The organism is Sphingobacterium kyonggiense, from assembly GCF_039536825.1.
In the GTDB taxonomy this organism is placed as follows: domain Bacteria; phylum Bacteroidota; class Bacteroidia; order Sphingobacteriales; family Sphingobacteriaceae; genus Sphingobacterium; species Sphingobacterium kyonggiense.
Genome location: NZ_BAAAZI010000012.1, coordinates 371,933 through 395,573, shown reverse-complemented (window position 1 = coordinate 395,573; position 23,641 = coordinate 371,933). Strand labels below are relative to the sequence as shown.

18 protein-coding genes are annotated in these 23,641 nt (G+C 34.3%); 16 read left to right on the top strand and 2 right to left on the bottom strand.

Translation table 11 applies throughout. The features are described from left to right. From ABD676_RS16345 to ABD676_RS16300, 10 genes are all read left to right on the top strand, one after another. Entirely contained in the window at positions 1–1,038 is a 1,038-nt protein-coding gene (locus tag ABD676_RS16345; protein WP_344675812.1) for a CapA family protein, read from the top strand. Continuing rightward, positions 1,035–2,372, top strand: a complete 1,338-nt coding sequence (locus tag ABD676_RS16340; protein ID WP_344675811.1) for a hypothetical protein — start codon at positions 1,035–1,037, stop codon at positions 2,370–2,372. The genes ABD676_RS16345 and ABD676_RS16340 overlap by 4 nt, the downstream gene beginning before the upstream one ends. Before the next feature lie 5 nt (positions 2,373–2,377). Beyond that, positions 2,378–4,492 carry a bi-domain-containing oxidoreductase gene (locus ABD676_RS16335; protein ID WP_344675810.1) on the top strand — a complete coding sequence of 705 codons (2,115 nt, stop codon included), beginning with the start codon at positions 2,378–2,380 and terminating at the stop codon, positions 4,490–4,492. A 1-nt stretch (position 4,493) separates the two neighbouring features. Continuing rightward, the gene (locus tag ABD676_RS16330; RefSeq protein ID WP_344675809.1) at positions 4,494–6,074 is read left to right on the top strand and encodes a heparinase II/III domain-containing protein; all 1,581 of its coding nucleotides are present in this window, start codon (positions 4,494–4,496) and stop codon (positions 6,072–6,074) included. A gap of 3 nt (positions 6,075–6,077) precedes the next feature. Then, entirely contained in the window at positions 6,078–7,289 is a 1,212-nt protein-coding gene (locus ABD676_RS16325; RefSeq protein WP_344675808.1) for a glycosyltransferase family 4 protein, read from the top strand. Beyond that, complete coding sequence (locus ABD676_RS16320; protein WP_344675807.1) at positions 7,267–8,166, top strand: NAD-dependent epimerase/dehydratase family protein; 900 nt, start codon at positions 7,267–7,269, stop codon at positions 8,164–8,166. Before ABD676_RS16325 ends, ABD676_RS16320 begins: the two co-directional genes overlap by 23 nt. Positions 8,167–8,177: 11 nt before the next feature. Then, on the top strand, positions 8,178–9,155 hold the full coding sequence (locus ABD676_RS16315) for an MraY family glycosyltransferase (protein WP_344675806.1): 978 nt from the start codon (positions 8,178–8,180) through the stop codon (positions 9,153–9,155). Positions 9,156–9,183: 28 nt separating this feature from the next. Continuing rightward, entirely contained in the window at positions 9,184–9,603 is a 420-nt protein-coding gene (locus tag ABD676_RS16310; RefSeq protein ID WP_344675805.1) for a WxcM-like domain-containing protein, read from the top strand. A gap of 99 nt (positions 9,604–9,702) precedes the next feature. Beyond that, positions 9,703–10,455 carry a polysaccharide biosynthesis/export family protein gene (locus ABD676_RS16305; protein WP_344675804.1) on the top strand — a complete coding sequence of 251 codons (753 nt, stop codon included), beginning with the start codon at positions 9,703–9,705 and terminating at the stop codon, positions 10,453–10,455. A 10-nt stretch (positions 10,456–10,465) separates the two neighbouring features. Next, positions 10,466–12,874 (top strand): GumC family protein, encoded by a 2,409-nt coding sequence (locus tag ABD676_RS16300; protein WP_344675803.1) that lies wholly within the window; start codon positions 10,466–10,468, stop codon positions 12,872–12,874. A gap of 53 nt (positions 12,875–12,927) precedes the next feature. Here ABD676_RS16300 and ABD676_RS16295 read toward each other — a convergent pair whose 3' ends face one another. After that, positions 12,928–13,266, bottom strand: coding sequence for a helix-turn-helix domain-containing protein (locus ABD676_RS16295; RefSeq protein WP_344675802.1), 339 nt, complete (start codon positions 13,264–13,266; stop codon positions 12,928–12,930). A 332-nt stretch (positions 13,267–13,598) separates the two neighbouring features. Between ABD676_RS16295 and ABD676_RS16290 the strand changes: the two genes are divergently transcribed. From ABD676_RS16290 to ABD676_RS16265, 6 genes are all read left to right on the top strand, one after another. Then, positions 13,599–14,846, top strand: a complete 1,248-nt coding sequence (locus tag ABD676_RS16290; protein ID WP_344675801.1) for a YaiO family outer membrane beta-barrel protein — start codon at positions 13,599–13,601, stop codon at positions 14,844–14,846. An 806-nt stretch (positions 14,847–15,652) separates the two neighbouring features. After that, positions 15,653–16,312, top strand: a complete 660-nt coding sequence (locus ABD676_RS16285; RefSeq protein WP_344675800.1) for a DUF6266 family protein — start codon at positions 15,653–15,655, stop codon at positions 16,310–16,312. Between the two features lie 272 nt (positions 16,313–16,584). Further along, a complete protein-coding gene (locus ABD676_RS16280) occupies positions 16,585–18,513 on the top strand; it encodes a polysaccharide biosynthesis protein (protein WP_344675799.1) in 1,929 nt (642 codons plus the stop codon). Positions 18,514–18,723: 210 nt separating this feature from the next. Beyond that, positions 18,724–20,700, top strand: coding sequence for a DNA primase (dnaG, locus tag ABD676_RS16275; protein WP_344675798.1), 1,977 nt, complete (start codon positions 18,724–18,726; stop codon positions 20,698–20,700). 2 nt (positions 20,701–20,702) lie between these two features. Then, the gene (locus ABD676_RS16270; protein WP_344675797.1) at positions 20,703–21,056 is read left to right on the top strand and encodes a YraN family protein; all 354 of its coding nucleotides are present in this window, start codon (positions 20,703–20,705) and stop codon (positions 21,054–21,056) included. 2 nt (positions 21,057–21,058) lie between these two features. Further along, positions 21,059–22,111, top strand: a complete 1,053-nt coding sequence (locus ABD676_RS16265; protein ID WP_344675796.1) for a glutaminyl-peptide cyclotransferase — start codon at positions 21,059–21,061, stop codon at positions 22,109–22,111. Between the two features lie 271 nt (positions 22,112–22,382). Here the strand turns inward: ABD676_RS16265 and ABD676_RS16260 are convergent, their stop codons facing one another. After that, complete coding sequence (locus tag ABD676_RS16260) at positions 22,383–23,639, bottom strand: metallophosphoesterase (RefSeq protein WP_344675795.1); 1,257 nt, start codon at positions 23,637–23,639, stop codon at positions 22,383–22,385. Positions 23,640–23,641: the final 2 nt, after the last annotated feature.

The window sequence follows — 23,641 nt, the reverse complement described above, 5'->3', positions numbered from 1 at the left end:
ATGGTATTTGTAGGTGATATTGCAATCCCGCATAAGGGGGCTATAAATTATTCTGATTTTCCAGATTGTTTTTATAAAAAAAAGTGGTATGGAAACTTAGAAGGAGCTATCGTTAATAAAGATAATAATGAATTATTAGCAGTTTATAATCATGAGGAGGGCATAACTGAGCTTCTTGAAAAATTTAATTTTTTAGGTTTCAGCTTGTCCAATAATCATATTTTTGATACAGGTACTTATGAAGAAACATTAAATTTCTTAAAAAAGAATAATTTGTTGTTCGGTGGTATAGGAAAAAGTTTAGATGAGGCTAACAAAGAAATTGAAATTTTTGAAAACGGTGTTCAAATAATTATCATCAATTTTGGTTGGGAAGTAATACAGTGTGAAATTACATTAGGAGATTACAAAGGAGTAAACCCGTTGAGAAAATCTCATGTTTTATCTACGATGTCAGAATTAAAGAAAAAATATCCGACTGCCAAAATAATTCCATTCTTGCATTGGAGTTACGAATTGGAAGGTGAGCCCCAACCATTTGAAAGAGATCTTGCCAAAAAATTAATTGACATGGGTGCTGCAGGAATTATTGGTTGCCATCCCCATCGTGTTGGCGGTTTTGAATTATATAAGAATAAACCAATAGTGTATAGTTTAGGTAATTGGTTATTTAAACAAAATCATTATATGGGAGGAAAACTGAAATTTCCTGAATTTTGTAATCTTCAACTTGCATTCGAATGGGATTTTATTAATGAAAAATTTCAATTTCATTTTTTTTATTATAATAAAATTACATCGAATTTGCAATATAAAAATACAGAAACATGTTTAAGTGCAACGATGAAAAATCTCACACCATTTGACGGGTTAGATAAATTTGAATATAAAAAATGGTATAAATCAAACCATTATCATAAAAATAAAGGCTTGCCTGTTTATTATTGGGAGGATGGATTATTTTTGACTCAAGTAAAAAATTTGAGCAATAAGTTTAGAGATTATTTGTTGAAAACATTATTTAACAAAGGGAAATGAGTATTAGTTTATTATTAAAAAATAATTTGACAAATATACCTCCAAGTATTGGAAGGATAATCAATAAAATTCCTTATAGTCTTCGGCCAGGATTAGGAACAATTTATCGAAATCGAAAAAAAGAAATTGCATTTTTCGAACAAAGCAATATATTGGAAACAAAGGCTTTCATTTTTGAAAAAATGAAAACCCTAGTTGATTTTTCGTATTCAAACATCAAATTTTATAAAGATTATTATGATAAAGTTGGTTTTAAGCCAAGCGATTTAATTAGTTTTGAAGATATTTCTAAAATTCCTATTATTAACAAATCGATCTTAAATCAATTTCCATTAGAGGATCGAAGTTATAAATTTAAAGATAGCTATGTAGTTAATACAGGAGGATCCTCTGGCACTCCATTTAGTTTTTATATTCTTCCAGATTCTATGGGGCATGAATGGGCTCATATGCATTCAATCTGGGAAAAATTGGGATATAAATCCTCAGATTTAAAGCTACTCTTTGGTGGTCGGAGTGATATTCAAAACTTACTAAATTATGATGTTTTGAGAAATCATTTCGCCATTGATATTTATGCCTCTTATGATAAAGTAAGTAAGAAATTAAAAAAAATATTAAAAAAATATAAGATTAAATACTTACATGGATATCCTTCCTCTATATACGATTTTGCTGTTTACTGTGAAAAGTTTGATCCTGAATTGTTAAAATTATTAAGAAAATCTTTGAAAGGAGCATTTTTAGGTTCTGAGTATCCTCATTATCACTATCGAAATAAAATTGAGGAGGTTTTTAATATTAAGACAATTTCATGGTACGGGCATACAGAAAGAGCAGTATTAGCATATGAGAAAGAAAAACCGTTTCATTATTCTCCATTCATTAGCTATGGTTACGCCGAAGCAGTAATTAATAATTTGAAAGAATGGGAGTTGGTTTCAACTTCATATTATAATTTTACTTCCCCTTTAATTAGATATAATACTGAAGACATTATTGATGATCCGATTACTGAGAATGGTGTTCTCACTTCTTTCAAAATAGTAAAGGGAAGAAGTGGTGAATTTGTCATTGATAGGTTAGGAAAATCAATAAATTTAACTGCCTTAATATTTGGAAGGCACCATAAATTATTTAATTATTCCAAATTTATTCAAATAAAACAATTAGAAAATGGAAAACTAGAGGTTTATTATGTATCTGATATTATCCCAGAGCATGAAGCCTCAGAATATTTTGACCAAGAAAATTTGAACTTCGATTTATCCTTTAAAAAGTTGGATGAACCAATTAGGTCAATATCAGGAAAAGTAGGACTATTGATAAAATAAATATTATGAAACAAATAATTCAATCCTTTAAAACGGGAGAAACAATATTAGAGGAAGTTCCAGCACCCTTGGTTAGAAGAGGTTGCGTTTTGATTCAGACTACACGTTCCTTGGTTTCATTAGGGACAGAGCGTATGTTAGTTGAGTTTGGCAAATCCAATCTTATTCAAAAAGCAAGGCAACAACCTGATAAAGTAAAACAAGTTTTAGAAAAGATAAAAACTGATGGATTAATGCCCACTCTTGAAGCGGTGTTTACGAAATTAGGTGAGCCACTTCCATTAGGATACTGCAATGTAGGAAAGGTTATCGGAGTTGGTGAAGGAGTAAATGATTTTAAGATCGGGGATAGAGTTGCTTCTAATGGTCATCACGCAGAATTTGTTTGTATTCCTAAAAACTTAGTTGCTCATATTCCTGATAATATTAGTGATGAGGAGGCATGCTTTACAGTAATTGGCTCAATTGGATTACAAGGTATAAGATTATTAAATCCAACACTTGGAGAGACAGTTGTCGTTATGGGTCTTGGATTAATTGGATTAATAACAGCTCAATTATTATTATCAAATGGTTGTAGGGTAATCGGCGTTGATTTGGATGATAAAAAATTGGCTATGGCTGAAGAATGGGGGGTCATTCCATTTAATTCTAGAAATGGGGATGTCGTAAAGTTTGTTGAAGAACAAACTGGCAATTATGGAGCTGATGGAGTAATTATAACAGCATCAGCAAAAACGAATGATATCATTTCTCAAGCAGCCAAAATGAGTAGAAAACGCGGCAGAATTGTGCTTGTCGGTGTTATTGGATTAAATCTTAGTCGTGCAGAATTTTATGAAAAAGAATTATCATTTCAAGTATCTTGTTCTTACGGTCCAGGTCGATATGATGATAAATATGAACAACAAGGTATTGATTATCCATTAGCTTTTGTTCGTTGGACTGAAAAAAGGAATTTTGAAACGATTTTAAATAAAATAAGTACCCAATTCTTAAAGGTAAATTCCATGATTTCAGAAATCATTGAATTGGATGATTATTTACAGATTTACGGGGATATTGGTCAAAGTAGATCTATTGCATCTATACTAAAATACAATGATTTAGATTTAATACCTGAAAGAACGATCAAATTAAATGATTTTTCATTTCAAGGATCCAAAGGAGTTGTCGGTATTATTGGTGCGGGTAATTTCACAAAAATGACAATGCTTCCGTCATTAAAAGATAGTCAAGCAAAATTAAAATATATAGCCAGTAATGGTGGGGTGACAGGAACCTCATTGGCAAAAAAATATTCAATTTCAAGATCTACGACGGATTATTCGGAAATTTTGAAAGACAGCGATGTTGATTTAGTTATGATAACCACAAGGCATGATTCACATGCAAAGCTCGTTATTGAAACATTAAACTCAGGTAAAAATGTTTTTGTTGAAAAGCCATTAGCATTAACTATTATTGAATTAAATGACATCATCGAAGCGCAAATTAGAAACAAAAAGGTTGTAACTGTTGGTTTCAATAGAAGGTTTTCACCACATATTCAAAAAATCAAGCAGCATGCTGGCAACACACAAATGAATGTGATTGCTACTATGAATGCAGGGCACATCCCGTACGATTTTTGGGTACATGATTTAAAAATTGGTGGAGGTAGGATTATTGGAGAAGCTTGTCATTATATTGATTTAATTACATATTTAACTGGTAGTAAAGTTGTGGCGGTTTGTATGAATTCATTGGGTGTTAATCCAGAAGAAAATACTGACAATGCATCAATCCTGCTAAAATATGAAAACGGTTCTACTGGTGTGATTAATTATTTTTCTAATGGTTCAAAGGCATATTCAAAGGAGAGAGTTGAAGTATATTCCCAAGAAAGAACCTTTGTTATGGATAATTTTAGAAAAACCGAAGGATTTGGTGCAAAAGGGTTTTCAAATTTAAATACTCGCATTGATAAAGGTCATAAAAATCAATTTGAAACTCTAATAGGAAAGGTAATTGAAGGTGGAGAATCAATTATTCCTTTTGATGAAATTATTAATACATCAAAAGCTGCAATTTGTGCAATAGAGAGTCTAAAACAAGGTGCTTGGGTTCAAGTAAATTAATATGAGAAAACTGTTAATCATCCTTAATACATTGAAGTTCTTAAAATTGAGTCAATATTATTTTCAAATATTATATAGACTCAAGAAACGGAGATATCTCAAAGGTGATCAAAAGGTTTTAATAAACATTGATAATTCCATTCGATTTAAAAACTCAATTAGAAGAGCAAAAAATTATTTTGGTGACAATAAGTTTAGATTTTTAAATCTTTCTAAAAGTTTTAATGAGAATATCGATTGGAATTTTAATGGTTTTGGCAAGCTATGGAATTATAATTTAGAATATTTCGACTATTTATTTCAAGAAGAGGTAACTGTTGAAGACAAACTTGATCTAATTAATAATTTTTATATTTTTTCAATAAAGAATAAGAGACCATTAGAGCCATATCCAATTTCCTTAAGGGCTATTAATATTATTAAATTTTCAATTGAAAATAAAATTGAGAACACAGACTTCTTTAATTATTTGGTTGAAGAGTTGGCTTTTTTGCATAATAACTACGAGAAACATCTTTTGGGGAATCATTTACTTGAAAATGCATTTTGTATGTTCTTGGCGGGTAACTTTTTTAATAAAAAGGAATGGGTTCTAAAGGCAAAGAAAATATTGATAGCGGAATTAAATGAACAAATTTTAAATGATGGTGGGCATTTTGAACTTAGCCCCATGTATCATAATATTATTTTTTACCGCATATTAGAATTGGTTGATTGGTATGGAGGTTCGAAAGATTTTCAAATCGATTTTGATTCTTTTTTAAGGAATAAGGCATCAAAGATGATGTCATGGATAAAACAGGTATCATTTGATAATTATATTATTCCATTGTTTAACGATGCTGCTCATGGAGTAGCTTATGAAGTTCGCGATTTATTATCCTATTCGAAATCGATTGGTATTGAGGATGTATCATATGAATTAACTGACTCGGGTTATAGAACTTACAAAACTAAAACATACGAAATTAAAATAGATGTTGGACAAATAGGGGCGAGATATCAACCTGGTCATGCCCATGCTGATGCTTTAAGCTTCCAATTGATGTCCTTTGATAAACCAATTTTTGTTGAATATGGGACTTCTACATATAATATTGGGAGGCAAAGGGACTTGGAGAGATCCACATCGTCACATAATACTGTAGTTGTAAATAATAAAAATCAATCAGAAGTTTGGGGCGGATTTCGAGTGGGAAATAGGGCTAAGGTTGACCTATTAAGAGATGAAAGCTATAATTTACAAGCGAGTCATAATGGCTATAAAAAGTTTGGAATTACGCACGTTCGAAATTTTTCATTCAATGAAGAAGAGTTTATAATTACGGATGAAATTCTTGGCAACGCTTCTTCTTCAATTGCATATTTTCATATAGCTGAAGGAAAAGAAATTTTACTTGACAAAGGCGAAGTAAAGATTTTTGATAGGGGGCAATTGATAATAACTATTGCATTTAAGAATTATCAAAATATAAGGATTGAGAATTATTCTTATGCAGAAGAATTCAATTTATATAAAACAGCGCAAAAGATACTAACAGAATTCAAAGGTAATTTAGAAACCTCCATTCGATTTTATTAATTTATGAAAATATTATATTTCTATCAGTATTTTTCTACTCCTAAAGGCTCATGGGGTACGCGGGTGTATGAGTTTGCAAAAGATTGGGTTGAAAAAGGACATGAAGTTACCGTTATTACTAGTGTATATTCAAAATCTGACCTGATAGCAACTAAATTGGTTGAAGATCAGTATTTTGAAGGGATTCATGTAAAAGTAATTAATGTTATTATTGATAATAAACAATCATTTTTAAAGCGAATATTTTCCTTTATTAAATTTAGTATTATATCTTCTTATTTTGCTATAAAATTACCAGCTGATATAGTCATAGCCTCTTCAGGTCCAATCACGATTGGTTTGCCAGGTTTAATTGCTCGCTTTTTTAGAGGTAGAAAACTAGTGTTTGAAACTAGAGATCTATGGCCAGAGGGGGCAATAGAGTTAGGAATAATAAAAAATAATCTGGTTAAGAAATTAGCTTTTTGGTTTGAAAAGGTTTGCTATAAGGCATCCTCTTATATTGTTACTTTGTCCCCAGGGATGACAGAAAATATTAAAAAAAGGTATAGAATAGATCATATTGATGATGTAACAAATGCCGCTAATATTGAAATGTTTTCCAAATATGAACCTTTATCTAATTCAGAATTGCTGCCCAAGACCTATGCAATTTATACAGGTAATATAGGTATGGTTAATAATTCTTATTGGCTATTTGAAGCTGCAAAAGAATTAAAAAGATTGAATCGAAGTGATATAAAAATCGTTTTAATCGGTGAAGGACAACAAAGAGAAGAATTAGAGGAACTAGCAAAAAAGGAAAATATTACCAATTTTATTAGGATTGGTTTAATGCCTAAGGATAAATTAATTAGCTTTATTCAAAATGCCTTTGTTTCATTAGTTCCATTAAAGGGCACCCCAGTATTAGACACATCCTCTCCCAATAAGTTTTTTGAGTCCTTGGCAGCGGGTGTTCCGATTATTCAAAATACAAATGGTTGGATGAAAGATTTTTTAACAGAGCATTTTGTTGGATATACATTAGATCCTAATAATCCTCTCGATTTAGCGAATAAACTAATGCAAATGCATGATAATGTTGAATTAACAGAGTTAATGGGACAAAAAGCACTTGAAGTAGCTAAAAAATATTTTGATAAAAAAATACTCTCAGATAAAATGTTAAGAATTTTAGAAAAGATACATCATGGTAACGATATTGGGAAGTAACGGTTTTATTGGAAGCAATTTACTAAAAAGTATTCCGAACTCTAAAGGGCTTTCGTTAAGAGAAAAAGACTGGGAAGGAAAATTAGAAAATAGTTCTGTGATTATTAATCTAATTGGAAAGGCCCATGATCATAAAGGAGTCTTTCGTGAAGAAGATTATTATGATTCAAATTTCGAAAAGGTTAAGGAAATATATGGTGCCTTCGTCAAAAGTAAAGCTACATTATTAATACATGTTAGCTCAATTGCAGCAGTTGAAGAAATAGAGTCGATTAATCCACTTACAGAGGAAAGTAAAAGTTCTCCTATATCATTTTATGGGAAATCTAAACGAATGGGTGAGGAATGGCTTTTGGCCCAAGAAAAACATTTAAATAAGAAAGTAATTATAATTAGACCACCTATGGTTCATGGCTCTGGTGATAAAGGAAATTTAGGATTATTATTTAAGGTGGTAGCTAAGGGAATACCATATCCCTTTTATTCTTTTAACAATTTTAGATCATTTATTTCTATCCAGAATTTTTCTTTTTACCTGAATGAAATTATATCCAAGGAGGAGATAATGGAGGATGGGGTTTATAACATCTCCGATAATGAAGCTATATCTACAAATGGAATAATAGATATAATTTGCGAAATTTTGAATAAGAAAGTTTTGAAATTAAAAATTTCAAAAAATATTATTCTTTTTTTAGGGAAAATTGGAGATTTTCTTCATTTGCCTATAAATAGCACACGAATAAAGAAAATGACTTCTACATTAGTCGTATCTAACTCAAAAATTAATTCAGTTCTAAAAATTAAACAATTACCACTTAGTGCTAAAGAAGGACTGTATAGTACGCTTTTATCATTTAAACAAATTGGTCGCTAATATTCATCATCGTGGAAAATTATCTTTTATATACAACTATCTTGGCAATCTTATTTGTACTTGAAATAATATATTTTAGAATAGCTGATAGATACAACATAATTGACAAACCAAATGAACGATCTTCTCATAATAGGATTACTTTACGAGGAGGAGGGATTATTTTTTATTTAGGAATTGTTATTTATTTTATTGTTTCAAAATATCAATATCCATGGTTTTTTATTGGGATCAGCTTAATGGCAATAATTTCATTTTTAGATGATGTTTTTACTCTTTCAAATAGGTTACGATTGTTCGTGCATTTTTCTTCAGTACTATTAATGGCTTTACAATTGGATATTTTTTCAATGCCATGGTATTTTTTAATAGTTGCATTTATAATTGTTGTAGGAGTAATCAATGCCTATAATTTTATGGATGGGATTAATGGGATAACAGGACTATATAGTTTGATTGTATTATTATTACTCTTTATTATTAATAAGGAGCTTCAATTTATTGATGAGAAATTGTTAATTATTACAGTGTTATCTGTATTAGTTTTTAGTTTTTATAATTTTCGAAATACAGCAAAATGTTTTGCTGGTGATGTTGGGTCAGTTGTTATTGCATATATAATTATATTTGCGATTGGGGCTTTGATAATAAAGGCACAGAATTTGATATTCATTTTATTTTTGGCGGTATATGGTATTGATACAATATGGACAATTATTCATAGGTTAAAAAATGGGGAAAATATTTTTGAGGCTCATAGAAGTCATTTATATCAATATTTAGCAAATGAAGTTGGTATAAATAAATTAGTTGTTTCAATAATATACTCTACTATACAATTAATAATTGGCTTATTATTAATTTATATTTCTAAACTCTCAGTCAACATTCAATTGATAAGTTCAATATTGATATTGTTATTTTTAAGTATAATATATTTATGGATAAAAAACATCCTATATAGGAAGTTTTTATTAAAAAAAATCTAAAAAACTACAAACTATTTTTAATTACGTTATGGAAATAATAAAAGGGGGAGAATTTCAGGATGAACGAGGATTCATAAGATTTGTTAATGATTTTGATATGACTTCCATTAGAAGGTTCTATATTTTAAGTAATTCTAGCGAAAAAATTCTTCGGGGATGGCGTGGTCATAGAACAGAGAACAGGTGGTTTTTTTCAATAAGAGGTAATTACAAAATAGATGTTGTTAAGATTGATAATTGGGAATCACCAAGTGAAAATTTAGAAGTTTGCAGTTATTTTTTACATGAAAGAGATAATAAAGTTTTAAATATACCTGAGGGATATGCTACATTAATTCAATCATTAACAAGTTCAAATGAATTGTTGATTTTTGCGGATTTTAATATAGAACATGCTAAAGAGGATGACTATGTTTATGATGTTCATCATTTTATAAATAGGATTTAATATTTACAGGCAATATTCGATTGTCAGTCCTTAATAGTTTTAATTGATTATTTTTGTCAATTTATTGAATTTTAACATTTAGTTTTCAAAACAAATTTTATGAGAATATTATTAGGCTTTATTATATTAGTTTTTTTAGGCTCTTGTGCATCGAGGAAAGAAATTGTTTATTTTCAAGCTGATTCTACAGCGATTAATACTGCGTTTGAAATGCAGGCCCCAAAACTTCAGGCTGGTGATATTTTAACAATTTCGGTTACTGCTGATGATATTAAAGTTACTGCACCATTCAACCAAATTAACGCATATCAGGTTGGTACTGTTCAAAACACAAATCCATTTATTCCAACTTATACAATCAATAATGATGGATTTATAGATTTTCCAAAAATTGGAAAGATAAAACTTTCTGGCTTGACAAGATTGGAGGCCATAGAATTTATTCGAGAAAAAATTAAACCTTATATAATTGATCCTGGAGTAAATATTAGTATACAGAATTTTAGGGTAACAGTATTAGGGGAAGTTTTAAGACCAGGAACTTTTTCGATAGAAAATGACCGAATTTCTTTGCTTGAGGCATTATCTTTAGCAGGAGATTTGACTATAAATGGAGTGCGTAATAATATTTTAGTTGTTCGAGAAGAAAATGGTACAAAAAATGAGTATCGCATTGATCTAACTAATAGAAATGCATTAAATTCTTCTGTATATTTTTTAAAACAAAATGATATTATTTATGTTGAGCCAAATGGAGCAAAAATACAATCTTCTAAGTATACCCAAAACACTTCGATATTTGTTTCTATAGCCGGTTTAATCATTACTATCATTGCAGTTATTGTTAAATAATTTTTTTTACATGAGTGATCTTCCAAATTCAAGTCCATTAAAAACCGACGAACAAGATTTTAATCTTAAACAGCTTTTTGAACAATATGCTTATTATTGGAGATGGTTTCTTATTTCTGTTGTAACGTTGTTAATACTAGCTTTAGTTTATTTAAGGTATGCAGATAAGATATATAATGTTACAGCTAAAGTTTTACTGCAAGATGAAAATAAAGCAAATGGTGAATTAGCTGGTCTTGTTGAAATCGCATCTTTATCTGGAATAGGGAGCTCTACTTCTGCCTTTGTTTCCGATCAAATTGATGTTATGAAATCCAGACGTATTTTTCGAAAAGTCGTTGAATCTAATAGATTAAATATTATTTATAAGATTAAAGGGAATGTCAAGTCAGCTGAATTATTAGAATCGTATTCACCAGTCAAATTTGTTATTGTCAAGCCTCAAAAATTGCAGCTTGATTCAATTTCTTATTCTTTTAAAGTGATAAAAAAGAATAATCAATTAAGTTTAGAAGATAATATTTATGGCAAAAGAGCGATAAAAGCTGGTCAAAATTTTGACACACCGTTAGGTACAGCTATGTTATTGCAAATTGATAATAACTCCAATTATGATGAAATTGAAATTTCAATTTCACCAATTAATATTTCTGTTGATCAATTATTACGTGAAATTAACATAGTTCCTAATAAGGAAAAACAATCTTATGTAGTAAATTTCTCGATGAATTCAGGTGATATTAAAAAAGCGCAAATGATTTTAAACTCCTTAATCTATCAATATAATATTGACGTAACGGAAGATAAGACCAGAATTTCACGCGCTACTTCAGATTTCATTGATTCTAGATTGGAATTAATTTCGAAAGATTTAGCAAGCTCTGATTCTAAGGTTGCAGATTTTAAGGACCGTAATAACTTAGTAGACATGAGTTCGGAAGCACAATTATATATGCAAACTGCTTCTGAGAATGAGAAGAAATTAATTGAATTTCAGACGCAATTGCGTTTAGCAGATATGATTGGTGGAGTGGTAAGAACAAATAAAAATACTGGAAATCTTTTGCCTTCAAACATTGGTTTGGATGATCCAACAATTCAAGAGACTGTAAAAAGTTATAATGAATTGGTGTTAGAGCGTGAAGATCTATTAAAATCAGCTACACCAGATAACCCAATCATTCAAAATCTCAACAAGAGTATAAATGAACTAGGTTCAACATTACAAACATCTTTGAATAATTATAGGCAAATTTTGCAGAGTAATGTAAATTCACTAGAATCTCAAAAAAATAAATTTGAAGGAAGACTTAATCAATTGCCTAATCAGGAGCGTGGTTTTAAGGATATTTCCAGACAACAGCAAATTGTAGAATCTCTATATTTATTTTTATTACAAAAAAGAGAAGAAACAGAAATTCAGGCTGCTGCTACACCAGCGATTTTGAAAGTCGTTGATGAAGCCTATGGATCGTCCGTCCCTGTTGCTCCTAAAAAATCGATTGTTCTTCTTGGATCTTTAATTGCTGGCCTTTTAATTCCATTTGGTATTTTATATATCAAATTCCTGTTAGATAATAAAATTCATTCTCGCAAGGATATTGAAGAGCGATTTAATGCGCCAATTTTGGGTGAAATTCCAAGTTCAGAAGATCCTATTGTTAAAGACAATGATCGTTCTTCTTTGGCGGAGGCCTTCCGTATTTTGCGGACAAATATTGCCTTTATGTTGGGAACCAAGAAGGATTCAGCGGTTATCTTTGTGACTTCTACTACTTCTGGGGAAGGTAAATCCTTTGTCGCAACTAACCTCTCTCGTATACTGGCCATGTCTGGTAAACGAGTTTTATTAATTGGGGCAGATATTCGATCGCCAAAGGTGTTGGATTATTTGGGTCTTTCGCATTTACAACATACCAATATTGGTATTACACAATATTTGATTAATCCGGATATGCCGGTGGATAATATTATCATTAAGAAGCCAGCACCTTATGATTTTGATATTATCTATTCGGGTTATATTGCGCCGAATCCTGCGGAATTGCTAATGAATGGTCATTTCCAGGAGGTAATTGAATATGCGCGTGCTAACTATGACTTTGTCTTGGTGGATACGGCTCCGGTTAGTTTGGTGACAGATACCCTATTGATTGCGGATAATGCCGATATGACCATTTATGTATCGCGTGCGAATTACTTGGATAAGCGCTTGTTGAATGTTCCTAAGGAGCTTTATGAGGATGGTAAATTGAAGAACATGGCAGTTGTGATCAACGATGTGGATTTCGCTCGTGGCTATGGATACGGCTATGGTTATGGCTATGGTTATGGTTATGTGGACTCCGGTTCGGTGTCCTTAAGAGCCAAGCTGAAAAAAGAAATCAAAAAACTGTTCAACAAGAAAAAGAAAAAATAATAAAAAGGGTTCCAAATTCTGGAACCCTTTTTCATTAGTTAAAATAAAGCTAGCTATCTTTTCATTCTACTTTTTAACATTCCTTCAACCTGTTGTTTGCTATAGTAATGTCTTCGTCCAATAACAATGGGTTTAAGTACACCCGTTTTAACTAAACGGTAATAGGTACTTTGGCTAATTTTTAGGATTTTCATCACATCATTAGCATCTAAGAGTTCCATGGTGGCCCCTTCTTCAAAGGGGTCGAATGCTTCTTTATCCTCTGAACTTTTGTTTCTGATGGCGAGTTGCTTTAAAATCTCTTCCATCACGTTAAGACGTCTACTCATTTGACCATAAATTTTAATTAGTGTTTTGCGATAGATTTCGGATTCCTGGTTAGTTGATTTCATTTTCTTGAATATTTTTTGTTTTTAACCATATGAATAAACATTTAATCAAAATATCTATTTATAAGTAAAAATAAAACAAAATAAGAAACAATAAATCGTTAACATTTATTTAACTTTTTTTTAAGAATGCTTTCGACTAGCTATTTATTGAAAAATAATGCGTATAAAATTTAGGTGATTTTGGTTGAATTTTTAATTTTCGATTATTTGCTGGCTGTATTTAGATTTCCATCTTTAATTTCCTCCCATAAAATAAATCTTAAAAGCAGCATGTATCGTTCTTACATCTACGGACTAAGTCTTATCTTTGGCTCAATCTATCTATTTAACCTATGCAGCTCCACATCAAAACTTTATTGGGCATATTGGCTTTTTTATTTTTTCAACCGCTTAACCTATTGGCGCAGGATTTGGATTCAGATCAGCTCTTTGAGTTAGCACGAAAAACAGCATTTGACCAAAAGGACTATCCAAAAGCCGTTCAACTTTCTAAACAAGCCTTAGCACGTAGTCCGGAGTATACGGATATTCAAGTGTTCCTAGGTCGACTTTATACCTGGATGGACAAGGTGGATTCCGCCCGCCTGGTTTTTCAACAATTGGAACAAAAGCAAGTTCAAGATGCTGACTTTCACTTGGCCTATGCCTCAATGGAATATTGGGAAGATCAGGAAGCAAAAGCTTTAGCTATAGTAAGCAGAGGTTTGGAGTACTCCCCGAAATCCATTGACTTGCGCCTATTGAAAGCTAAGATCCTAAACAGTCAAGGGCAGTACACAATTGCACAGGATATTGTTAAGACCATTCTAGAGGAACAACCGACTAATTCAGAGGCTCGTGATTTGTGGAATAGGCTAAAGAATCAATCTGGAGATCGAGAGATCGGCTTATCCTATAATTTCCTCTACTTTGACAAACAATTTGCGGATAATTGGCATATCCTAGGTTTAAGCTACAAGCAGGGTACTAAACTTGGATCCCTGATCTTTAAAACCAATTTTGCGAACAAGTTTGCGAGTAATGGGCTGCAATTCGAAGTGGAAGCTTATCCACGCTTATCAAAAATATTCTATATGTACTTAGGAGCTGGCTATTCTGATAATGTTGGCATTTTTCCCAATTACCGCACTGGCGCTTCTTTATATGCGAATCTTCCGGCTAGCTTTGAAGCCGAAGTAGGCTTTAGGCAATTGAAGTTCACTGATCATGTTTGGATCTATACGGCATCCGTAGGTAAGTACTATAAGAACTTTTGGTTTAATGCCCGCACCTACCTCACCCCCGGAGACAGCCAAATCTCGCACTCCTATGCCGCTACAGTACGCTACTATACCCAAGGCGCCGATGATTACATAGGCTTCGTCATAGGCACCGGTATAAGCCCAGAGGAAAACCGAGAGAACCTATGGTCCGACAATCCCAATAAACTAAAAACCTTTAAAACGGGATTGGATTATAATTTCTCCCTAAAAAACAATAACTTTTTCAATATCTCCACTACTTATTACCATGTGGAATACCGACCACAAACCAAAGACAATCAAGTGGATTTTACAGTAGGGTATAAAAGGAGGTTTTGAGGTTTGAGACCGCTACGCTGTTAGACAAAAGACAACAGACAAAAGACATTGCAAAGTCTGTCTTCTGGTGTCTATTGTCTGGTGTCTCAACTGTAGATAGGCCTATTGGCGGGATAGATTTTATGAAGGTATTAACGGTCGAAGCATGCTTCGACCCTACGGTTATGGGGAATAAAAAATCATAAAATCACGATTGTTTGAAGGGGCGATGCATGCATCGCCCGCCATCAAGAATATCCTTCAATCTGTTTTCTGACGTCTGATCTCTGTTGTCTTTCAAAACAAAATACCGGCGGACATTCCGTTCGTTTTCGTCGGAGATAAATCCCCTTCCCTCAAACTCACTCAGTGCCGCCCCTACCTTACGTGCTATTTAGATAGTTTGTTAGGTTTAAGAATAGAAATCAGACAAAAGACAACAGACAAAAGACAGCAAAGTCTGTTATCTGTTGTCTGTTATCTGTTGTCTCCAAAAAAATACGGGCGGATATTCCGTTCGTTCTCTCGGAGATAAATCCCCTTCCCTCAAACTCACTCAGTGCCGCCCCTACCTTACGTGCTATCTAGATAGTTTGTTAGGTTTAAGAATAGAAATCAGACAAAAGACAACAGACAAAAGACAGCAAAGTCTGTTATCTGTTGTCTGTTATCTGTTGTCTCATCTACCACCCACTATCAATTATTCTCATATTGTGTCAGGTACTGTCAGGCATTTTTAAGGTCCAGAAATCTGTTTTACATTCGTATAGATATCAGGAACAAACGCACTGCAGGCGTGATTATTTAACATTTAAAAAACAAAAAAAATGGGTGTAATTCATCAAGGTATTTTAGGAGGTTTCCACGGAAAAACAGGTTCAGTAGTAGGTTCATCATGGCGAGGTATTCAAGTCATCAGAGGATTGCCCAAGCGTATAAAACGAAAAGCTAGCGCCAAACAACTGGTGCAAAGACAGAAGTTTCATTATGTCTCCAAGACGTTAAAGCAGTTAGATTCACTCTTGAATTTTGGATTCCCAGATAGACCGCTTAGTCGTTCAACAAATTATGCGGAAGCTGTGCAGCATTTACTATTAGCTGGTTTGTCGGGTCAGTTTCCATCCTTTAGAGTTAATTTCAGCAACTTTTCAATCAGCGAAGGTCCATTGCGTACATTAGGAAATTTGAAATGGGAACGAAGTGGTGCCAAGAAAGTGAAACTTATTTGGGAGCATAGACCTTTTATCGGAAGAAACGATGAAGAAGATGGTTTGGTTATTGTCCTTTACCATATTGGCAAAAATCGTTTTGAGTTCTATCAGGGAGGGAAAAGAAAGGATGAATCCTTTGAAATAGATGTTCCGACAGATATGCAAAATGCATCCATAAGTGGTTGGGCATTTGTTCGAGATGAGGCAACTGATGTAAACTCAGACAGCATGTATTTGGCCGATTTAGAACCATTTACTGCCCCTAAAACAGTATAAAAAGCGAGAATGAAATGAATTAAGAGGAAGGTAAAATCCTTCCTCTTATGTTAATAAGATATTAAATTTTAAACAAATTCATTTTCGTCCTATTACTACTCGAATTATATTTTACTTTTGTGCAGTATACCTATAAGGTATAAAACGCATACTAATTAATTATTTTGAATTCGAATATCGGGATGCAATGTGGCATCAACTTTGATTAAGTTCATGTACATGTTGGAACATGGTCTAAGCGAAATTCAAATAACAGTTTAAGAAACAAAAAAATGGATATAACCGGATTGAGAAGATACTTTCGGAAAGATAGCCCGCGCTGGGTAATCTTGCTAATTGATGTACTTATTGTACTTTTTTGTTATTTCTTATCCAATTTTGTTATCAATAGTTTTAAAGGGAAGTTTGATACCTCATTGATGGTTAAAAAAGCCTTAGCAGTTTCTCTATTCTATTACCTGTCATTTTTATATTTTAAGACTTATAGAGGTATAGTTCGGCAAACGGGTTTTAGGGATGCTTGGGCGATTTTTAAGGCTGTCGCTGTAGCTTGGGTAACCTTGATGGCCGTGGCATTCTTCATTCGTGCGAACTTTGAGGAGTACGGTGTGGTTGGGCAGTTCCTACGCTTATCCTACGCCGTTTTATTTACACATGCCTTTTTTACTATTGTCTGTTTAGTAGCCGCTCGTGTGTTTTATAGGACCATATATGAAAGCTTCTTTTTTGGTGGTCGTGAGGTTGAAAATGTGTTGATCTTTGGAGCGGGAAATATGGGTACTATTACCTTGAACTTATTGCGTAATGATGTTCGCAGAAAAGTAAAGGTAGTTGCTTTTGCAGATGATAATCCGGGACGCATTGGTAAGTTAATTAATGGCTATAAGATTTTGCACATGAAGGAGCTTACGGAAGAATACGTTCGGAAGTTAAAAATCGAAAGTATCATTATCGCTTTGGATGATAATAATAAGGATCGCTTATCCCGTATATCTTCGCAGATTGAGCCATTGCCTGTGAAATTAAAGATCATGCCTACCTCAGCGAAAATGTTGAGTGGAAATGTAGCAACTCGACAATTGAGAACCTTGAAGATTGATGATTTGTTAGGTCGAGAAGCTATTAAATTAGAAAATCCAGTTATCCATGAAATGTTCCGTGAGAAGGTTATTTTGGTGACAGGAGGAGCAGGTTCCATAGGTTCAGAATTAGTTAGACAAATTAGCTTTACGGATTTCGATAAATTAATTGTTGTCGATCAAGCAGAATCAGCTTTATACGATGTGCAACAGGAATTAAAAGCATCTTGTCATAAAGATGTATTGTTTATGGTTGGGAATGTTCGAGATCGTCATTTTATGGATTCCATTTTTGAACAGTATCGCCCACAAATTGTTTTCCATGCTGCAGCCTATAAGCATGTTCCATTAATGGAGCAAAATCCATACGAATCCATTTTAACTAATATTTGGGGATCCAAAAACCTTGCTGATATGGCGGATAAATATGGCGTGGAAAAATTTGTTATGGTGTCTACAGATAAAGCTGTTAATCCAACGAATGTTATGGGAGCGACTAAGCGTGCAGCGGAGATTTATGTGTCAGGCTTAAATAAATACAGCAAAACCAATTTCATTGTTACTCGTTTTGGGAATGTATTGGGATCCAATGGTTCTGTTATTCCATTATTTGAGAAACAATTGAAGCGCGGTGGACCATTGACCGTAACTCACCAGGATATTACGCGTTATTTTATGACCATTCCTGAGGCTTGTCAGTTAGTTCAAGAAGCTGCAGTAATGGGTAAAGGTGGTGAAATATATGTATTCGACATGGGACAACCCGTTAAAATCATGGATTTAGCCATTCGTATGATTCGCTTAAAAGGATATAAGTATCCAGAGGACATTAACATTGCTGTAACAGGTCTACGTCCTGGAGAAAAGATCTTTGAAGAGCTCTTGGCTGATAATGAAAATACCACCAAAACGCACCATGAGAAGATTATGATTGCCCGTGTAAATACCGATGAGGTGGATCACAAAAAGGATAAAATCGAAGCCTTATGTGCTATCGTGTCTAAACAAGCAGGGGACCATAACCCGATGTTATTGGTAGAATTGTTGAAGGAAATTGTACCTGAATACATTTCTAAGAATTCAGTCTTCGCACAGTTAGACAAGGCACAACAAGTAAGTTAATTCGAGATTAGAAAGACAGAATTTTATTAAAAATAATCTAAGGCCTCTTTTAAACATAGAGGCCTTTTTTTGATTGAAGAGGGCTATATTGAGATAGCTGATTTGGGAAGAATTGTATTTTAATTAAATGGTTAGAATCTGAATTCTGCCCTTTGAATTGGCTTATCTCTATTTCGAAATCATTACATTTGTAAAAAGGAGATTGGATCATTGATTAAAAAAGAAACGATAGAAAAGGTACTGGATACTGCTCGAATAGAGGAGGTGGTAGGGGATTTCGTGGATTTAAAGAAAAGAGGTACTTCCTTAATCGGGAATTGTCCTTTTCACAATGAAAAGACTCCATCTTTTCATGTCTCTGTTTCAAAGGGGATTTATAAATGCTTTGGATGTGGTGCCGGTGGGGATTCTCTTAAATTCGTAATGGAGCATGAAAAATATCCTTATCCGGAGGCAATTCGTTATTTAGCGAACAAGTATAATATTCCAATTGAAGAAGTTGAGCGATCACCGGAACAGATGGCTGCTCAAGATAAAAGAGAAAGCCTTTATGTTCTTAATCAATGGGCATCTAAGTTTTTCAAAGAGCAACTTTGGGAAACGGATTTGGGGCGTTCCATAGGATTGAGTTATTTTTTGGAAAGGGGATACCGCGAGGACATCATTAAGAAGTTCGACTTAGGATATTCACCGGAAGCATGGAACGGTTTAACGGATAGAGCTCAGGAGGAGGGATTCAGCAAGGAATACCTGGTTGATATTGGTCTTGCTATCGAAAAGGACGATAAATCTATTTATGACCGATTTAGAGGTCGGGTTATCTTTCCTATTCATAATCTCACCGGTCGTGTCATAGGTTTCGGTGGACGTACTTTAAAAACAGAGAAGACTGTTCCAAAGTATGTGAATTCTCCCGAGTCGGAGATTTACCATAAGTCCAATGTTCTTTATGGACTGCACTTGGCGAAAAAGGCCATCATGGATCATGATGTCTGTTATCTGGTGGAGGGTTATGCAGATGTATTGTCCTGCCATCAAGCTGGAGTGGAGAATGTGGTTTCCTCTTCTGGTACCTCACTAACTTCAGGTCAAATAAAATTGATCTCTCGTTATACCAAGCAGGTCGTGATTCTCTATGATGGAGATGCCGCAGGTATTAAGGCTTCCCTTCGAGGGACGGATATGCTCTTGGAAGAAGGACTTAATGTTAAAGTACTCCTATTCCCTGATGGGAATGACCCGGACTCGTATATACAGAAATTTGGAGCTTCGGCCTTTCATGAATACCTAAAAAATAATCAAGAAGATTTTGTCTTTTATAAGACAAATATCCTTTTAAAGGACACCAAAGGAGATCCTATAAAACGTGCAGAGGTCATCCGAGAGGTGGTGCAAAGTATTGCTTTAATACCAGATGAAATCAAGGTTTCGGTCTATATTAAACAGTGTAGTGGACTTTTGGATATCGAAGAGCGGGTTTTGTTAACTGAGCTCAATAAAATTCGCTTAGATAAAGCAAAGGCTAAAGACAGGAAGGAGGCTACACAATCTGCTGCTGCCTCAGCTCCTGCATTGGATGAGTTTATTCCTGCGGAGATGTTGGCTGCTATGCAAGCAGAAGGTATAGCATTGCCCGAGGCGCCTAAGCAGATATCATCCGAAATTCTGATGGAAAGGGAATTGGTTCGGGTACTGCTAAACTACGGTAGGGAACTTGTAACTTGGGAAGGCGATGGCGATATCCCTGTAGCTCCTTTTTTACTGGCAAGTTTAGAAGATGTGGATCTGGTAGATTCTGCTTGTAAATTGATTGTGGATGAGTTTAAGAAGCAAGCTCTGGACTACCAAGTGCCTGAGGCTAAGTTTTTCTTCAGCAACAGTAACTCGGAAGTCGCTACCTTAGCTGTGGATAGCTTGGCTAGTAAATACGATATCAGTCCGAATTGGAATGATGATAAGCGGAAGATCTTTGTCCCAGAGGAAAAGGATCAGCTAAAAGATTTGGTGAATCAGTTGATTTTCCGGATGAAAAAGAATAAAATTGAACAACAAATGGCAGGAATTCGCGAAGAGATGAAATCGATCACCGATGCGGATGAATTAGCTATTTTGTTGAGTAAATATCAGAAACTCAAAGAGGGAGAGAAACTATTGGCTGGGTTTCTAGGGAATACCATTGTGAAATAGGTATGGATGCTTCTTCGAGTAATCAGTCGGGGAAAGCAGCTGAGGAAATGGCACGTTTGTTTCTTCAAAGCCAAGGTTTGCAAATACTGGCAGAGAATTGGCGATATAAGCAATTGGAAATTGATTTAATTGCATTTGAGGGCGATGTATTGGTCTTTGTGGAAGTTAAGGCGAGAAGCAAAGATACATTTGTAGATACGAAGCAATTGCTGAGCTTGGAAAAACAAGAACGATTAACACGAGCTGCAGAGGCATACCTACAGATAAATCCACATCAGGGTGAAGTAAGATTTGATTTAATTGCCTTCGTGGCTAATAGAATACAATATATAAAAGACGCTTTTTGGAACTATTAAATATGAAAATAAGTTTAAAGATTACTGGAATTTCTTTGCTATTACTACCTATGTTATTTATTGCAGGTTGTAAATCGCAAAAGGGAAAATTAGAATTTGTTACTCCTACAACTGGAAGTAAGGTGTTAAAGGGTGAAAAGGTTCAAGTTAAACTGAATTTCCCAGATGCAACCTTAGACTCGGTTGTTTATGCGATAGATGGAGAAGTTTTTGAAACCAAAACAGATACGAGTTCGGTACTATTTGATTCCAATAATATTGGCTACGGCAGCAAACGTCTTTCTGCAAAAATATATGCTGCTGGAAAAGAAGATATGGCTTATAGTGAGTTACTGATTGTACCTCCTGCACCTAAAACCTACGCCTTCGAAGTGATCAATACTTTCCCGCATGACTCCACAGCATTTACCCAAGGTTTATATTACGATAATGGGGTTCTATATGAGTCTACCGGAATGCAAGGACGCTCATCTCTACGTAAGGTGGATTTAAAAACAGGCAAGGTTTTATTGAAACATGATCTTGATGGAAATAGTTTTGGCGAAGGGATGACTGTCGTAGGGGATAAAATCTACATGCTGACCTGGGAAGATATGAAAGGTTTTGTATTCGATAAAGCGAGCTTTAAACAACTGAATACATTTGCCTATCAAGAGAGTAAGGAAGGTTGGGGATTAACACATGATGGATCTCGTTTTATTAAATCTGATGGGTCCAATAAGCTTTACTTCTTAGATCCTGTTACGCTTAAGGAAACAGGTTCCATTGTCATCTATGATGATAACGGTACGGTGGATGCTATTAATGAGCTCGAGTTTATTGATGGAAAAGTATATGCTAACCTATACCATGCAGATCGTGATGAGATGATCATCATTGATCCAAACACAGGTATCGTAGAAGGAAAAGTTAATTTTGTTGGCCTATATGATGGTAAAAGAGCCTCAACTGGCAATGAAATGAATGGTGTAGCCTATAAGACTGATTCCAAAACCCTGTTAGTAACCGGTAAAGACTGGACCAAATTGTATGAAATCCGCTTGAATGAGCGGTAAGGGGTGTTGCCCTGCGGGCAGTATATAGTACCAAGTATTTAGTAGATAGACCTATTGGCGTATTAGATAGGAGATTTGAGATTTGGTTTTTTTAACGTGTCGAAGCATGCTTCAATCTTATGGTTATTGAAAAATAATAATCTGCTCTGAGTAGTATATAGAAAAACCTCTGTTATCTGTTGTCTTGTGTCTGATGTCTCATTCTAAAAACCCTATCCCCCCTTTCTATCTCACATCTCATATCTCACATCTAGTAGCGCAGCGGTCTAAGTTACCCACTCACCAACTCAAAAATAGTGATCTCAGGAGCTATTCCTACGCGGCCTGGGTAGCCAAGGAAGCCATAACCTGTATTGACGTATAATTGGGAATTTCCTTCTTTATAAAGGCCTGCCCATTCTTTATAGATGTATTTTGCAGGACTCCATTGGAAGTTTTCACCACGGACACCAAATTGCATTCCGTGCGTATGTCCGGCAAACATAGCATCGATATTAGTATCCAATACTTGTGCTCGCCAATGTGAAGGGTCATGTGACAATAACAATTTCACAGCTTGTTCTTCAGTTCCTAATAGGGCTTTTTGTAGATCTCCCTTTTTAGGGAATCTTCCGGTTCCCCAATTCTGTACTCCCACAATGGAAATCTCCTCATTGCCGACTTTCAGCTTGCGGTTTTCATCCATCAGTAGATCCCATCCCATTACCTTATGGGTCTCAATAAGATCTTGCAAGTTCTTGCGCTTAGCAGGTGAATCCGTTGGACCGAAGTAATAATCCCCATAATCGTGGTTTCCCAAAGTAGAATACACCCCTAGAGGAGCTTGAACCTTGCTAAAGATATCTTGATATTCGCGCATCTCCGATGCGACATTGTTTACTAAATCTCCAGTGAAGAAAATAACATCAGGCTTCTCTTTCAGTAACATCTCAACTCCACCTAATACCGCCTTTTTATTAAAAAATGAACCTGAATGCACGTCGGATATCTGTCCGATCTTCATGCCATGAAAGGCTTTCGGGAGATTAGGTAAATAAAGCTTTTGACGTCTTATACGGTAATCATAAGCCGTTGAAATTACTCCCCATGCTAAAGGTAGCATAGGTAGAGCAGCTACGACTATTCCGGATTTTAAAAGAAAATCAGATCTTGAAATGCCTTTCTTTGGTACTTCAGGAAGTGGCTTCTCTAATTCTTCAAGCTTTTCTTCGAGATTCTGGCCCTTTTTATTTGAAAACAATCGTGAGACCCATATACCGCCTCGGCGCAAATCATCAACGATTAAAACAATAGCATAGATAAATTTACTAACAGCAGTTATAAAGAAAGCGACTAAAATGATTGATCTGATGGCTAAAGGAATGGAATATTGAAATGAGATAAATAATCCAATCAAGAGGGCAATAGAATAACCCCACCATAGAAAAGTAAACCACTTCGTACGCATGAACTTAATATTCGTTGCCCGCAAGGCAAAGAATATGTAAAAGTCCAATAAGAATAATATAACTGCGTTTAATTTTAACATCT

Coding starts and splice junctions, on each gene's coding strand:
- ABD676_RS16345 (WP_344675812.1), top strand. CDS start 1: ATGGTATTTGTAGGTGATATTGCAATCCCGCATAAGGGGGCTATAAAT.
- ABD676_RS16340 (WP_344675811.1), top strand. CDS start 1,035: ATGAGTATTAGTTTATTATTAAAAAATAATTTGACAAATATACCTCCA.
- ABD676_RS16335 (WP_344675810.1), top strand. CDS start 2,378: ATGAAACAAATAATTCAATCCTTTAAAACGGGAGAAACAATATTAGAG.
- ABD676_RS16330 (WP_344675809.1), top strand. CDS start 4,494: ATGAGAAAACTGTTAATCATCCTTAATACATTGAAGTTCTTAAAATTG.
- ABD676_RS16325 (WP_344675808.1), top strand. CDS start 6,078: ATGAAAATATTATATTTCTATCAGTATTTTTCTACTCCTAAAGGCTCA.
- ABD676_RS16320 (WP_344675807.1), top strand. CDS start 7,267: ATGGTAACGATATTGGGAAGTAACGGTTTTATTGGAAGCAATTTACTA.
- ABD676_RS16310 (WP_344675805.1), top strand. CDS start 9,184: ATGGAAATAATAAAAGGGGGAGAATTTCAGGATGAACGAGGATTCATA.
- ABD676_RS16305 (WP_344675804.1), top strand. CDS start 9,703: ATGAGAATATTATTAGGCTTTATTATATTAGTTTTTTTAGGCTCTTGT.
- ABD676_RS16300 (WP_344675803.1), top strand. CDS start 10,466: ATGAGTGATCTTCCAAATTCAAGTCCATTAAAAACCGACGAACAAGAT.
- ABD676_RS16295 (WP_344675802.1), bottom strand. CDS start 13,266: ATGAAATCAACTAACCAGGAATCCGAAATCTATCGCAAAACACTAATT.
- ABD676_RS16290 (WP_344675801.1), top strand. CDS start 13,599: ATGCAGCTCCACATCAAAACTTTATTGGGCATATTGGCTTTTTTATTT.
- ABD676_RS16285 (WP_344675800.1), top strand. CDS start 15,653: ATGGGTGTAATTCATCAAGGTATTTTAGGAGGTTTCCACGGAAAAACA.
- ABD676_RS16280 (WP_344675799.1), top strand. CDS start 16,585: ATGGATATAACCGGATTGAGAAGATACTTTCGGAAAGATAGCCCGCGC.
- ABD676_RS16270 (WP_344675797.1), top strand. CDS start 20,703: ATGGATGCTTCTTCGAGTAATCAGTCGGGGAAAGCAGCTGAGGAAATG.
- ABD676_RS16265 (WP_344675796.1), top strand. CDS start 21,059: ATGAAAATAAGTTTAAAGATTACTGGAATTTCTTTGCTATTACTACCT.
- ABD676_RS16260 (WP_344675795.1), bottom strand. CDS start 23,639: ATGTTAAAATTAAACGCAGTTATATTATTCTTATTGGACTTTTACATA.